The 13,178-nt window shown below is 77.7% G+C and carries 17 protein-coding genes and 1 pseudogene; 13 read left to right on the top strand and 5 right to left on the bottom strand.

Features of this window, described 5'->3' with window-relative positions; genetic code table 11:
- Positions 1-7 precede the first annotated feature (7 nt).
- The 9 genes from ACI79F_RS03250 (at position 8) to ACI79F_RS03290 (ending at position 6,548) form a co-directional block, all read left to right on the top strand.
- Entirely contained in the window at positions 8-1,393 is a 1,386-nt protein-coding gene (locus tag ACI79F_RS03250; protein WP_456547479.1) for a sensor histidine kinase, read from the top strand.
- A gap of 5 nt (positions 1,394-1,398) precedes the next feature.
- Positions 1,399-2,946 (top strand): ATP-dependent DNA ligase, encoded by a 1,548-nt coding sequence (locus tag ACI79F_RS03255; RefSeq protein ID WP_456547478.1) that lies wholly within the window; start codon positions 1,399-1,401, stop codon positions 2,944-2,946.
- Between the two features lie 48 nt (positions 2,947-2,994).
- Positions 2,995-3,339, top strand: a complete 345-nt coding sequence (locus tag ACI79F_RS03260; protein ID WP_456547477.1) for an ArsR/SmtB family transcription factor — start codon at positions 2,995-2,997, stop codon at positions 3,337-3,339.
- The gene (locus ACI79F_RS03265) at positions 3,336-3,776 is read left to right on the top strand and encodes an SRPBCC family protein (protein ID WP_456547476.1); all 441 of its coding nucleotides are present in this window, start codon (positions 3,336-3,338) and stop codon (positions 3,774-3,776) included. The genes ACI79F_RS03260 and ACI79F_RS03265 overlap by 4 nt, the downstream gene beginning before the upstream one ends.
- Complete coding sequence (locus ACI79F_RS03270) at positions 3,773-4,384, top strand: maleylpyruvate isomerase family mycothiol-dependent enzyme (RefSeq protein ID WP_456547475.1); 612 nt, start codon at positions 3,773-3,775, stop codon at positions 4,382-4,384. Before ACI79F_RS03265 ends, ACI79F_RS03270 begins: the two co-directional genes overlap by 4 nt.
- A gap of 106 nt (positions 4,385-4,490) precedes the next feature.
- On the top strand, positions 4,491-4,874 hold the full coding sequence (locus ACI79F_RS03275; protein WP_456547474.1) for a VOC family protein: 384 nt from the start codon (positions 4,491-4,493) through the stop codon (positions 4,872-4,874).
- Positions 4,875-4,949: 75 nt separating this feature from the next.
- On the top strand, positions 4,950-5,147 hold the full coding sequence (locus tag ACI79F_RS03280; RefSeq protein ID WP_456547473.1) for an antitoxin: 198 nt from the start codon (positions 4,950-4,952) through the stop codon (positions 5,145-5,147).
- 101 nt (positions 5,148-5,248) lie between these two features.
- Positions 5,249-5,770 carry a pyridoxamine 5'-phosphate oxidase family protein gene (locus ACI79F_RS03285; RefSeq protein ID WP_456547472.1) on the top strand — a complete coding sequence of 174 codons (522 nt, stop codon included), beginning with the start codon at positions 5,249-5,251 and terminating at the stop codon, positions 5,768-5,770.
- A gap of 25 nt (positions 5,771-5,795) precedes the next feature.
- The gene (locus ACI79F_RS03290) at positions 5,796-6,548 is read left to right on the top strand and encodes an esterase/lipase family protein (RefSeq protein ID WP_456547471.1); all 753 of its coding nucleotides are present in this window, start codon (positions 5,796-5,798) and stop codon (positions 6,546-6,548) included.
- Positions 6,549-6,550: 2 nt separating this feature from the next.
- Here the strand turns inward: ACI79F_RS03290 and ACI79F_RS03295 are convergent, their stop codons facing one another.
- The 4 genes from ACI79F_RS03295 to ACI79F_RS03310 form a co-directional block, all read right to left on the bottom strand.
- On the bottom strand, positions 6,551-7,576 hold the full coding sequence (locus ACI79F_RS03295) for an Atu2307/SP_0267 family LLM class monooxygenase (RefSeq protein WP_456547470.1): 1,026 nt from the start codon (positions 7,574-7,576) through the stop codon (positions 6,551-6,553).
- A gap of 109 nt (positions 7,577-7,685) precedes the next feature.
- Positions 7,686-8,456 (bottom strand): alpha/beta hydrolase, encoded by a 771-nt coding sequence (locus ACI79F_RS03300; protein ID WP_456547469.1) that lies wholly within the window; start codon positions 8,454-8,456, stop codon positions 7,686-7,688.
- Positions 8,453-8,611 carry a hypothetical protein gene (locus ACI79F_RS03305; RefSeq protein WP_456547468.1) on the bottom strand — a complete coding sequence of 53 codons (159 nt, stop codon included), beginning with the start codon at positions 8,609-8,611 and terminating at the stop codon, positions 8,453-8,455. The genes ACI79F_RS03300 and ACI79F_RS03305 overlap by 4 nt, the downstream gene beginning before the upstream one ends.
- An 81-nt stretch (positions 8,612-8,692) precedes the next feature.
- Complete coding sequence (locus ACI79F_RS03310) at positions 8,693-9,562, bottom strand: tryptophan 2,3-dioxygenase (RefSeq protein WP_456547467.1); 870 nt, start codon at positions 9,560-9,562, stop codon at positions 8,693-8,695.
- A 111-nt stretch (positions 9,563-9,673) separates the two neighbouring features.
- On the opposite strand from ACI79F_RS03310, the pseudogene ACI79F_RS03315 reads away from it, so the two are divergent.
- The 4 genes and pseudogenes from ACI79F_RS03315 to ACI79F_RS03330 all read left to right on the top strand — a co-directional run.
- Positions 9,674-10,036 (top strand): annotated as a pseudogene (locus ACI79F_RS03315) (MFS transporter); the annotation flags it as partial.
- A gap of 500 nt (positions 10,037-10,536) precedes the next feature.
- Positions 10,537-10,794, top strand: a complete 258-nt coding sequence (locus ACI79F_RS03320) for an MFS transporter (RefSeq protein WP_456547466.1) — start codon at positions 10,537-10,539, stop codon at positions 10,792-10,794.
- A gap of 45 nt (positions 10,795-10,839) precedes the next feature.
- The gene (locus ACI79F_RS03325; RefSeq protein ID WP_456547465.1) at positions 10,840-11,619 is read left to right on the top strand and encodes a sporulation protein; all 780 of its coding nucleotides are present in this window, start codon (positions 10,840-10,842) and stop codon (positions 11,617-11,619) included.
- A complete protein-coding gene (locus ACI79F_RS03330) occupies positions 11,616-12,686 on the top strand; it encodes a DUF3616 domain-containing protein (RefSeq protein ID WP_456547464.1) in 1,071 nt (356 codons plus the stop codon). The genes ACI79F_RS03325 and ACI79F_RS03330 overlap by 4 nt, the downstream gene beginning before the upstream one ends.
- 17 nt (positions 12,687-12,703) lie before the next feature.
- Here ACI79F_RS03330 and ACI79F_RS03335 read toward each other — a convergent pair whose 3' ends face one another.
- The gene (locus tag ACI79F_RS03335; protein WP_456547463.1) at positions 12,704-13,066 is read right to left on the bottom strand and encodes a DUF6221 family protein; all 363 of its coding nucleotides are present in this window, start codon (positions 13,064-13,066) and stop codon (positions 12,704-12,706) included.
- Positions 13,067-13,178: the final 112 nt, after the last annotated feature.

The following is a 13,178-nucleotide window of genomic DNA, read 5'->3' on the forward strand; positions in this document are numbered from 1 at the left end:
TGCCCCGATGGACGTCGGCGACCTGCGCGCGCTGGGCCTCTTCGACGGCACGACCGACGACGAGCTGCGGGAGCTGCTCGCGGTCGGCGAGGAGGTGCGCTTCGCCCCCGGCGAGGTGCTCTTCGCCGAGGGGCACCCGGCCGACTCCTGGCTGGTGCTGGTCGACGGCCGCATCGACCTGGTGCGCCACGTGGGGCGAGAGGAGCTGCTGCTCGGCGCGATGGACGTGCCCGGCCGCTGGGCCGGCGGCTTCCGCGCCTGGGACGAGCACGGCGTGTACGTGGCGACCGGGCGCGCCGCCACCGCCGGCCGGGTGCTGCGGGTGCCCGCGCCCGCGCTGCGGGAGTGGGCCGGCGCCCGGTTCCCCCTCGGCGTGCACCTCATCGACGGCTTCGTCCGCACCGCCCGCACGTTCGAGCTCGTCGCCCGGCAGCGGGAGTCGCTGGTGGCGCTCGGGACCCTGGCGGCGGGGCTGGCGCACGAGATCAACAACCCGGCCGCCGCCGCGGCGCGCGCCGTGGACGAGCTGGCCGGCGCCTGCGACACGGTGCTGGCCTCCTCCGGCCGCCTGACGGCGGCGGCCCTCACCGCCGGGCAGTTCGCCGCCCTGGACGGGCTGCGCCGCGCGATCGAGCCGGCGCCCCCGCTCGGCGGGCTGGCCCTCGCCGACCGGGAGGAGGAGCTCGCCGACTGGCTGGCCGACCACGGCGTCGACCGCGACTGGCTGATCGCGCCGGCGCTGGCCGGCGCCGGCGTCGACGCCGCCTGGCTCGAGCGGGCCGCCGCCGCCCTGCCGGGCGCGGCGCTGGGGCCCGGCTTGGAGTGGGTGGCCGGCGCGCTGACGGCCACCGCCCTGCTCACCGAGCTGAAGGAGGCCACCGGCCGGATCTCGGGCCTCGTGGCGGCGGTCCGCTCCTACTCCCAGCTCGACCGGGCGGCGATGCACGAGACCGACGTCGCCGAGGGGCTGGAGAGCACCCTGGCGATGCTCGCCGGCCGCATCCCGCCCGAGGTGGCCGTCGTCCGGGACCACGGGCCGGACGTGCCGCGGATCGAGGCGGTCGCGGGCGAGCTCAACCAGGTGTGGACCAACCTGATCGCCAACGCGCTCGACGCGATGGCCGGGTCCGGCACGCTGCGGGTGTCGACCCGCGCGGACGGCACCGGGGTCTGCGTCGAGATCGGCGACACCGGCGGCGGGATGACCCCGGAGACGCAGAAGCGGGCCTTCGACCCGTTCTTCACCACCAAGGGCGTGGGCGAGGGCACGGGGCTGGGCCTGGACATCTCCCGGCGGATCGTCGAGCGGCACGCCGGGACGATCGAGATCGACGTCCGGCCGGCGGAGACCGTGCTGCGGGTCCGGCTGCCGCAGCGCGCCGTGCCACGCTGACCGGCGTGCTGTTCGCCGAGGTCGTCGCCGGGTCCGCCGAGGTCGCGGCCACCCGCTCCCGCACCGCGAAGACCGCGGCGCTCGCCCGGCTGCTGCGCGCGGCCGGGCCCGACGAGGTCGAGCAGGTCGCCGCCTGGCTGGCCGGCGAGCCCCGGCAGGGCCGGCTGGGCCTGGGCTGGCGGACCCTCACCCGCACCGCGCACCCGCCCGCCGCGGAGCCGGGGCTGACCGTCGGCGCGGTCGACGCCGCCCTGACCGAGCTGGCCGGCACCTCCGGCGCCGGGTCGGTCGCCCGCCGCGACGCCGTCCTCGCCGGGCTGCTCGGCGCGGCCACCGCCGACGAGCAGCGGTTCCTGCTCCGGCTGCTGACCGGCGAGCTGCGGCAGGGGGCGCTGGAGGGGGTGCTGCTGGACGCGGTCGCCGCCGCCGGGGAGGTGCCGGCCGCCGCGGTCCGCCGGGCCGCGATGCTCGCCGGCAGCGTGCCGGCCACCGCCGCGACGGCGCTGGCCGGGGGGCTGGCCGCGCTCGAGGCCGAGACGCTGCGGGTGGGCCGGCCGGTGCGGCCGATGCTGGCCAGCCCCGGCTCCTCGCTGGAGGCGGCGCTGGCCGACCTGGGCGCCGCGGTGACGGTCGAGTACAAGCTCGACGGCGCGCGGATCCAGGTGCACCGCGACGGCGACGACGTCCGGGTGTGGACCCGCACGCTGCGCGAGGTCACCGGTGGCGTGCCGGAGCTGGTCGAGCGGGTCCGGGCGCTGCCCTGCCGCACCGCCGTGCTCGACGGGGAGACCCTCGCCCTGGACGACGACGGCCGGCCGCGCGCCTTCCAGGACACGATGAGCCGCTTCGGCAGCGACGCCCCCGGGGTGGGTGGGCCGGATGCCTCCGTCGTCCTCTCCCCGTTCCTCTTCGACGTGCTGCACCTGGACGGGCGGGACCTGCTCGACGAGCCGCTGGCCGTCCGGCTCGACGCGCTGGCCGGGCTGCTGGCGGCCGAGGAGCACGCGCCGCTGCGGATGCCCGGGGTCCGCTCCCCCACGCCCGAGCAGGCCGCCGACGTGCTGGCCGCGGCGCTGGCCGCCGGGCACGAGGGGGTCGTCGTCAAGGCGCTGGACGCGCCGTACGCGGCCGGCCGGCGCGGGCGGGCGTGGCAGAAGGTCAAGCCGGTGCACACCCTGGACCTGGTCGTGACCGGCGCGGAGTGGGGCTACGGCCGGCGCACCGGCTCCCTGTCCAACATCCACCTCGCGGCCCGCGACCCCGACGGCGGCGAGCCGGTGATGGTCGGCAAGACGTTCAAGGGGATGACCGACGAGCTGCTCGCCTGGCAGACGGCGACCTTCCCGGAGTACGCGGTGGAGCGGCCCGACTGGGGCGTGCGGCTGCGGCCCGAGCTCGTCGTCGAGGTCGCCGTCGACGGCGCGCAGCGCAGCACCCGCTACCCGGGCGGCGTGGCGCTGCGGTTCGCCCGGGTGGTCCGCTACCGGCCGGACAAGACCGCCGCCGAGGCCGACCCGATCGACGCCGTCCGCGCGCTGCTCGCCGGCGGCTGAGTCGTTGCTCAAGTTGACGCTTGTTCAAGCGTCTGCTTGACTAATGGCATGGCGGTGACCCTGGACGACGAGCGGCTCGACGCGGTGTTCGCCGCACTCGCCGACCGGACCCGGCGCGGCATCGTCGCCCGGCTGAGCGAGGGCGAGGCGACGGTCAAGGAGCTCGCCGACCCGTTCGACATGAGCCTGCAGGCCGTGTCCCAGCACATCGGCGTCCTCGAGCGGTGCGGCCTGGTCAGCCGGGGCCGGCACCGGCAGACCCGCCCCGTCCGGCTGGAGCCCGAGGTGCTGGACACCGCGGTGTCGTGGCTGGCGGAGAGCCGGCGCACCTGGGACGAGCGGATGGACCGGCTCGGGGCGCACCTGGCCCGCCTGCAGGAGGAGCAGCCGTGAGCGACGACGAGCTGGTCACCCGGCGGGTGTTCCGCGCGCCGCGGGAGCTGGTCTGGCGGTGCCTGACCGAGCCCGCCGAGCTGGCGCGGTTCTGGGGTCCGCGCGGGACGACCACACCGCTGGACGGCATCGTGGTCGAGCTCCGCGTGGGCGGCCGGTTCGAGACCCTGATGGTCGGCGACGCCGGCAGCCACCGGATGGTCGCCACCTTCACCGAGGTCGTGCCGCCCGAGCGGCTGGCCTGGCGGGAGCCGGCCAGCGGCGTGCACACCACGAGCACGCTCACCGACCTCGGCGCCGCCGGCACCGAGGTCGTGATCCACCAGCGGCACGTGCCCGAGCCGATGCGCGCGCCGCAGGCCCGCGCCGGCTTCCTCAGCTCCCTCGACCGGCTCGAGGAGCACCTGACCCGCCTCGTCGCAGAGGAGCGACCGTGACGACGACGACCGACCCGCAGACCTGGGTGGCCCCGACCTACGCCGGCCTGGCCGACCTGCTCGCCGCCGCGCCGGCCGACACCTGGGACGCGCCCTCCCTGTGCGCGGGCTGGCGGGTCCGGCACGTGGTCGCGCACGTGTCGATGCCCGTGCGGCTGACCCCGGAGACGTTCGGCGCCGAGCTGGCCGCGGCCGGCGGGGACTTCGGCGTCCTCTCCGACGCGGTCGCCGCGCGCGACGCCGCCCGGCCAGCGGCCGACCACCTGGACGCGCTGCGCTCGCCGCGGCTGCACGCCTGGCAGCCGCCGGGCGGGGGCGCCGCCGGCGCGCTCAGCCACGCCGTCATCCACTCCCTCGACGTCACTGTCGCGCTCGACCGCCCGGCGGTGGCGCCCGCGGACGCCCTGACCGCCGTCCTCGACCAGCTGGCCGCCTCCGATGGCGCGTGGTTCGGCGTGGACCTGGCCGGCGTCCGCCTGGAGGCCGACGACTCCGGCTGGGCGTGGGGGGACGGCGACGTCGTCCGCGCCGACCGCGGCCGGCTCGTGGCGCTGCTGGCCGGCCGCACCCTGCCCGACGGACGGGCGCTCGGCGCGACCCGGCGATGAGCCCGGCGCCACGGCCGGCGCCCTGACCGGCGCCGCGGGGCTGCCGGCCCGCCCGCGGATGTGCTGTGCTCGTCGTCCACCGTCGGCGCGCGGGAGGAGCAGCGGCATGCCCGTCCGGCTGGACCACACGATCGTCGCGGCGCGGGACCGGTGGCGCTCGGCCGCCTTCCTCGCCGAGGTCCTCGGCCGGCCGGCGCCGACCGCGTACGGGCCGTTCGCGGTGGTGGCGCTCGACAACGGGGTCTCCCTCGACTTCATGGCGGAGGAGACCGTCACCCCGCGGCACTACGCGTTCCTCGTCGGCGAGGAGGAGTTCGACGCGATCCTCGGCCGCATCCGCGAGCGCGGGCTGCCGTTCTGGGCCGACCCGTTCCAGCGCTCCCCGGGGGCGGTCAACACCGCCGACGGCGGCCGCGGCGTCTACTGGCACGACCCCGACGGGCACGTCCTGGAGATCCTCACCGTGCCCTACGGCGGCTGGCCCGCCTGACCCGGTGTGGCCGCCCGGCCGGCGGGTACCGGCCCCGCAGCGGGGGGAACGCACCCGATCGGGAGGAGACCCGGCATGGACCTCGGTGGACTCGGCGACAAGGCGAAGAAGGCCCTGGACAGCGAGAAGGGCGAGAAGGTCAGCGACCAGGCGCTCGAGCGCGGGGAGCAGTTCGCCGACGACCGGACCGGCGGGAAGTACGACGCGCAGACCGACAAGGCCGGCGACAGGGCCGACGAGTTCCTCGGACAGCGGGACCAGCGCGCCACCTGACCGCGCGCACGGCGGCGGGCGGGTCCTCCTCCGGGAGGGCCCGCCCGCCGCCGTCGTCCGGGCAGCCGATGAGTCGCGGCGGCCCGGCCGGTCGGACCCGCATGACCACCGGGACGATCGACCCGCGCTACGGCGATCCGACGGCCACCCCGCCGCCGTGGTCGTCGATCGAGCGCCTGCTCACCGACGCGCAGCTGTACTGGATCATCACCGTCCGGGCCGACGGCCGGCCGCACGCCGTCCCCCTCGTGGGCGTCTGGCACCGCGGCACCTTCGCGTTCTGCACGGGGCCGGCGGAGCAGAAGCAGCGCAACCTCGACGGCAACTCCCAGGTCGCCGTGACCACCGGCAACACCGGGGCCGACGGCTGGGACACCGGGGTGGACGTGGTCGTGGAGGGCACCGCCGTGCGCGTGACCGACGCCGACGACCTGCGCGCGCTGGCCGCGGCCTGGTCGGGCAAGTACGGGGACGACTGGCGCTTCGAGGTCCGCGGCGAGGAGTTCGTCGAGCGCAGCGACTCCGGGGGCGCGACGGAGGGAGGCGCCTGGGTGTACCGGGTCCCCCCGGCGAAGGTGATCGCCTTCGGCGGCGCCCACGGCCAGACGACCTACCGCCCCTGAGCGGCGGGCCGGGCAAGCTGTCCCGGTGCCCGCTCCCCGCAGGCCCTCGCGGGCCGCGCTCCTCACCGAGCCGTCCCGGGCGGGCGTCGACCTGGCCGCCCTCGCCGCGTCCTGGCCGGTGCTCGCCGCCGCTCCGCGCGGCGACGGGCACCCGGTGCTCGTGCTGCCCGGACTGCTGGCGGGCGATCCGGCCACGCTCCTGCTGCGCACCTGCCTGCGCGTGCTCGGCCACGACGTGTCCGGGTGGAGCCTCGGCGCCAACCGGGGTCCCACCGGACGCGTCGTCCGGGATCTGCGCGCCCACGTGGATCGGCTGCACCGGGAGTCGGGCCGGCGGGTGAGCCTGGTCGGGTGGAGCCTCGGCGGCCTGTACGCGCAGGAGCTGGCCCGGGCCGCTCCGGGCAGCGTCCGCGGCATCGTCACGCTGGGCAGTCCCGTCGTCCGCTGGGCGCCCTGGGTGCGGGCGGCGTCCGGGATGGCCGACCGGCGCCGCCGGGCGGCCGCTCCGCTGCCGCGCCCCTGGGCCGAGCGCGGCTCCCTGCGGGTGCCGGCGACGTCGGTCTACACCCGGGCCGACGGCGTCGTGCACTGGTCGGCCTGCCGGTACGAGGCCCGCCCCCGGCGGGAGAACGTCGAGGTCCGCGGCAGCCATCTCGGGCTCGCAGTCAACCCGGCCGTCCTCTGGCTGCTGGCCGACCGGCTGGCGACGCCGGAGGCCGGGTGGACGCCGTTCCGTCCGCCCCCGACCCTGCGCCCGCTGTTCCCCCGTCGTCGCTGAGCTCAGACGTCGGCGACGCGGGGCGCGACCTCGGTGCCGAGCAGCTCGATGCCGCGCAGCAGGTCGGCGTGGGCCAGCCGCGGGTTGGTCATCTGGATCGACACCCGCTCCACCCCGCCGAGCTGCTCCGAGACCCGCCGCAGCTTGGTCGCCACGGTCTCCGGGTCGCCCATGAAGAAGGCGCCGTCCGGGCCGCTGGTGTCGAACTGGGCCCGGCTGGGCGGCGGGAAGCCGCGCTCCGCGGAGACCGCGCTGAACATCTCGTGCCAGCCCGGGTAGATCGTGTCGGCCGCCGCCCGGGTGCTCCCGGCGACGAAGCCGAACACGTGCAGCCCGACCCGCAGCCGCTCCGGCGGGTGCCCGGCGTGCTCGCCGGCCCGGCGGTAGAGGTCGACCAGCGGGGCGAACCGGCGCGGCTCCCCGCCGATGATCGCCACCATGAGCGGCAGGCCCAGCAGCCCGGCGCGGGCGAAGGACTCCGGCGTCCCGCCGACGCCGACCCAGACCGGCAGCGGGTCCTGCAGCGGCCGGGGGTAGACGCCCTGGCCGGTGAGCGGCGCCCGGTGCCGCCCGGACCAGGTGACGTGCTCGGACTCGCGGATCCGCAGCAGCAGGTCCAGCTTCTCCTCGAACAGCTCGTCGTAGTCGGCGAGCGACAGCCCGAACAGCGGGAAGGCCTCGGTGAACGAGCCGCGGCCGACCACCAGGTCCATCCGCCCCCGGGAGATGAGGTCGAGGGTGGCGAACTGCTGGAACACCCGAACCGGGTCGGCGGCGGACAGGACGGCGACCGCGCTGTTCAGCCGGATCCGCGAGGTGCGCGCCGCGGCGGCGGCCAGGATCACCGGCGGCGCCGAGTCGTAGTACTCCGGCCGGTGGTGCTCGCCGATGCCGAAGGAGTGCAGGCCCACCCGGTCGGCGGTCTCGATCTCCTCCAGCAGGTCGGCCAGCCGCTCCTCCGGGCCGATGCGCCGCCCGCTGGCCGGGTCGGTCACCGCCGCCACGAAGCTGTCGATCCCGACGTGCACGCCGACCTCCGGGTCCGCTCGGCGCCCCGCGGTCGGCGCGCACCCGACGAGCGAGTCAACGCCACCGGGGACCTCGACGCCACCGGGGACCTCGACGCCACCGGGGGCCTCAGGTCCAGCCGAGCCGGTCGACCGCCTCCCGGGCCACGTCCGGGGGCACGACGTGCGGCCCGTCGAACTCGCGGTAGGTGACGTCGTACCCGTCGTCCTCGAGCCGCGGGACGAGCTCGCGGCTGGTCCGGTCGATCGGCAGGACGTCGTCGGCGGTGCCGTGCGCGACGAACACCGCCGGCCGCCCCCGCGCCCGCATGGCCGGCACGAAGCCCGGGGAGAAGGCCAGCACCCGGCCGAACAGGTCCCCGTTGGCCAGGCCGAGGCCGAGGGCGTAGGAGGCGCCGTCGGAGAAGCCGGCGACGGCGATCCGGCCGGCGTCCACCGGGAAGGCGGCGAACACGGCGGCCAGCGCCCGGTCGATCCGCTCGACGTCGGGGCCGGGGGCGCTGGCGACCGCGTCCCACGTCGTCCCCCGGGACGACGGCGCCAGGAGCAGCAGTCCCCGCTCGTCGGCGAGGCCGCGCAGCAACGCCAGGCCGCCGCCCGCGTCGCCGCCGGCGCCGTGCAGGGTCACGACGAGGGGGCCCCGCGGCGCCGGCGGCACCTGCAGCAGCGCGTCCCGCTCCGGCTCCAGGCCGAGGGCGTGCGTGCCGGGCCCGGGAGGCGGCGGCGCGCCCGGCGGCGGACCGGCGCCGGGCCGGGCCCGCAGCCGGGCGTCCCGGGTGGCCCCGGTCGGCGGGCGGGCCTCGCAGGCCGCGGCGACGCCGGCCAGGCCGAGCGCCCCGGCCGCCGCCAGGACCTGCCGCCGCGACGGTGGCGACCTCATCCCGCCGCGGGCGGCTCCTGCCCCATCGCCTCGTCGACCGAGGTCTCGCCCTCGGTGCGGCCACCGCCGGCCGAGGAGACGTCGCCGCCGACGCTGGCGTGCGAGCCGTCCTCGTCGCTGCCGTCGGTCTGCGGGGTGCTGTCGGGTTCGCTCATCGGTGCCTCCTGCCCCGGGGTCGCGGCCGGTCGGCCACGCCTCGGGGAGTTCCCCGTCGTCCCCGGCCGGACACCCCGCCGCTAGGTGCCGATCTCGGTGCGGACGGCGTACAGCTCCGGGAAGAACGTCAGGTCCAGCGCCCGCCGCAGGAACCCGACGCCGGAGGAGCCGCCGGTGCCGCCGCGGAAGCCGATGGTGCGCTGCACCGTGCGCAGGTGCCGGAACCGCCAGAACTGGAAGGCGTCCTCGACGTCGACCAGGCTCTCGCAGGCCTCGTAGACCCCCCACGGCGTGTCGTCGGACTCGTAGACCCGGCGGAACACCGGGACCAGGTCCGGCTGGAAGGTCCAGGGGGCGCGCACGTCGCGGTCCAGGACCGCGGCGGGGACGGCGAACTTGAGGCGGGCCAGCAGCCGGAGGAACTCGTCGTAGAGGCTGGGCGCCGCGAGCAGCCCGCCGAGCAGGTCCGCGGCGGCCGGGTCGTGCGCGAACAGCGCCAGGACGGCGGCGTCCTTGTTGCCGAGGACGAACTCCACGGCCCGGTACTGCGCCGACTGGAAGCCCGACGCGCCGCCGAGCGCGCCGCGGAACTGCAGGTACTCGCGCGGGGTCAGGGTGGCCAGCACCGACCACTGCTCGGTGAGGGTCCGCTGCACGTTCTTCACGCGGGCCAGGGACTTCAGCGCCGGGCCGAGGTCGTCGGCGGCCAGGTAGCCGCACGCCGCCCGCAGCTCGTGCAGCACGAGCTTGAACCACAGCTCGCTGGTCTGGTGCTGGACGATGAACAGCAGCTCGTCGTGGTGCTCGGGGCTGCTGCGCGGGTGCTGGGCGCTCAGCAGCCGGTCCAGGTCCAGGTAGCCGGCGTAGTCCAGCGCGCCGCCGAGGTCGGTGCGGATCGACTCCTCCAGCGGCCGGACCGCCCGGCCCGGGTCCTGCTCCTCGCCTGCCACGCCGGCGACGGTAGTCCCGGGGCGGGCGTGCGAGCATCGGCGCTCGTGCGACGCGACGGGGCGGGCGGGCTGCCGCGCGAGGTGCGGGTGCTGGCGGTCGTCGCCTTCGTGGTGGCGCTGGGGTTCGGCGTCGTCGCGCCGGCGATCCCGCTGTTCGCCCGCGACTACGGGGTCGGCACCACCGCGGTGGGCCTGGCGGTGAGCGCGTTCGCGTTCTTCCGGTTCGTCTCGGCCTTCGGCGGCGGCGCCCTGGTCGAGCGGTTCGGCGAGCGGACCGTGCTGGCCGCCGGGCTGGTCGTCGTCGCCGTCACCACCGGGCTGGCCGGGCTGGCCGGCTCGTTCCCGGTCTTCCTGGCGCTGCGCGCGACGGGCGGGGTCGGCAGCGCGATGTTCACCGTCGCCGCGCTGGCGCTGCTGCTGCGGGTGTCCCCGCCGACGCACCGCGGCCGCGCCGCCGCGACCTGGCAGGGCGGCTTCATCCTCGGCGGCATCGCCGGCCCGGCCGCCGGCGGGCTGCTCACCGAGCTGTCGCCGCGGCTGCCGTTCCTGCTGTACGCCGCGACGCTGCTGGTGGCCGGGGCGGTGGCGCTGGTCCTGCTGCGGGCACCGGCGGGCCGCGGGGCGGGCGACCCCGGGCCGGACCTCGACGAGGGCCCGGTGCCGCTGGCCGCGGCGCTGCGGTCGCGGGCCTACGTCGCGGCCCTGGTGGCCAACCTCGGGGTCGGCTGGGTGCTGTTCGGCGTCCGCAACTCGCTGGTGCCGCTGTACGTGACCGAGGAGCTCGGCCGCGGCGCCGCCTGGGCCGGCGCCGGCCTGCTGGCCGGGTCGGCGGCGCAGGCGCTGGGGCTGCTGCGGTCGGGCCGGCTGGCCGACACGTGGGGACGCCGCCCGTCCCTGGTGCTCGGCGGGGCGCTGGGCACCGCGGCCCTGGCGCTGCTGGTGCTGCCCCCGGCGACCGGGTGTTCCTGCTGTCCATGGCCGCCTACGGCCTGGCGGCGTCGCTGCTGGCCAGCGTGCCGGCGGCGCTGGTGGGCGACGTCAGCCCGGCGCGCGGCGGGCGGGTGGTCGCCGTCTTCCAGATGGCGGCCGACCTCGGCGCCGTCGCCGGGCCGCTGGTCGCCGGCTGGCTGACCGACGTCGCCTCCTACCAGGTGGCGTTCGCGGTCAGCACCGGCGTGGTCGGCGCCGGCCTGGCCGCGGCGCTGGCGCTCCCCCGCCGCCGGCCGGCCTGACAGGCTGCTCCCCGACCCCACCCCACGGCTGAGAGGAACGGACCGGTGGCCTTCCGGAACGTGCTGGCGCGCTTCGGCGCCGGCGGCGCGAGCGTCGAGACGGTGCTGGACTCCCCGGAGACGACTCCGGGCGGCACGGTGACCGGCACCGTGCACGTCACCGGCGGCGCCGTGCCGCAGGAGATCGCCGAGATCCGGGTCGCCCTGGAGGCCACCGTCGAGGTGGAGAGCGGCGACAGCTCCTGGCACGAGAACGCCGTCTTCGGCACCACGGTGGTCGCCGGCGCCTCGACCATCGCCCCCGGCGAGCAGCGCAGCGGCCGGTTCTCCTTCGCCGTCCCGTGGCAGTGCCCGATCACCAGCCTGGACGGCTGGCACCTGCGCGGCATGCGGGTCGGCCTGCGGACCCGCGTGGACATCCCCGGCGCCGTCGACGCCGGCGACCTCGACCCGGTGACCGTGCTGCCGCTGCCGGTGCAGCGGACCGTGCTGCAGGCGCTGGACGCCCTCGGCTTCGCGTTCCGCGGCGCCGACGTGGAGAAGGGCCGCATCCGGGGCAGCGAGCTGCCCTTCTACCAGGAGGTCGAGTTCGCGCCGCCCCGCGACCTGCGCGGCCGGGTCAACGAGCTGGAGGTGACCTTCCTGGCCGACCCGTCGGGCGTCGAGGTCGTGCTGGAGGTCGACCGGCGCGGCGGGCTGCTCACCGAGGGCAGCGACGCCGCGGGCAGGATGCGGCTGGCCCACACCGACACCGACGTCCGGGCGGTCGCCGGGCGGCTGGACGCCGCGGTGCGGCAGCTCGGCGCCCGGCGCGGCTGGCTGTGACCGTCGAGCGGACGGTCCGGCTGACGTTCTCCGCGGCGTCCCGCGAGGCGCGCACGCACACGAACCTCTCCGCCGTCCGCAGCGACGGCCCGGTGCTGTGGGTCGCCGGGGACGAGACGGCGACCATCGAGCGGCTGGTCGCCGACGACCCCGCCCGGCCGCGGGAGTACGGGCGGCAGACCACGGTCCGCCTCGCCGACCTGGTGACCCTGCCGGGCGAGGACGCCGCGGAGGAGGCCGACGTCGAGGGGCTCGCCCGCTCGGGCCGGTTCCTGTGGGCGGTGGGGTCGCACAGCCTGCGCCGGCGGCGGGTCAAGAGCAGGCACGACGGCGAGAAGGCGCTGCGCCGGCTGGCGCGGGTGACCGGCCAGGCCAACCGGCAGCTGCTCGCGCGGATCCCGGTGGCCGAGGCCGACGGCCTGCCCACCCCGGTCCGGGAGCTGACCGTCGACGGCGAGCGGCACCTCGCCGCCGTCCTCGCGCCCGACCTGCGCGAGGTGCTCGCCGACGACGAGCACCTGGCCCCGTTCCTGGCGATCCCCGGCAAGGACAACGGGCTGGACGTCGAGGGCGTCGCCGTCTCCGGCGACCGGGTGTACCTGGGGCTGCGCGGGCCGGTGCTGCGCGGCTGGGCGGTGGTGCTGGAGCTGCGGCCCGAGGTCGACCCGCACGACCCCGCCCGGCTGCGGCTGCGCCCGTTCGACGACGACGACCGCGGCTACCGCACGCACGTGCTGCGGCTGGACGGGCTGGGCGTGCGGGACCTGTGCCCGCACGGCGAGGACCTGCTGGTGCTGGCCGGGCCGACGATGGACCTGGACGGGCCCGTGCGCGTGTACCGCTGGCACGGCGCGTTGGCGGCGCAGGCGCCGCAGGTCGTCCGCGGCGAGCTGCTGACCCGCGAGGTGGCGCTGCCCCACGGCGAGGGCGACGACCACGCGGAGGGCATCGGGCTGCTCGGCGACGACGGGTCCCGGCTGCTGGTGGTGTACGACAGCCCGGCGCCGGGCCGGCTCGACGACGCCGGCGGGGTCCTGGCCGACGTCGTGCGGCTACCGGGCGGCTGACCCGCCGCGTCCGGCCGTCAGGGGCGCCACTCCCGGCGGTAGTCGGGGTGGTCGGCGTAGGGCAGGGCCAGCAGCGCGAGGGCGAGGGCGGCGAGCTGGTGGGAGTCGGCCGGGGGCACCGGGAAGTCGGCCAGGCCGCGCTGCCGCGCCCCGACGAACGCGAGCTCCGGCCGCAGCTCGCGGCAGGCCAGCACCAGCCGCCAGCGGGCGGCGCAGTCGGCCAGCACCGCCTCCGGGTCGTGCCGGGCCACGTGCTCCCGCGCCGCCGCGGGCAGGCCCTCGCCCGGGCCGCCGGCCGGCCACCCGGCCGCGGCCTGCGTCGCGACGCGCTTGTCCTCGGCGATGCGGGCCAGCAGGAACTCGTCGAGCCGGGGCTCCATGTCCGGCTCCAGGCCCGGGGCGCCGCCGGGGCGGGGCGGGGGGGGGGGGGGGGGGGGGGGGGGGGGGGGGGGGGGGGGGGGGGGGGGGGGGGGGGGGGGGGGGGGCGGGCGG

This window comes from Blastococcus sp. SYSU D00868 (assembly GCF_054050575.1).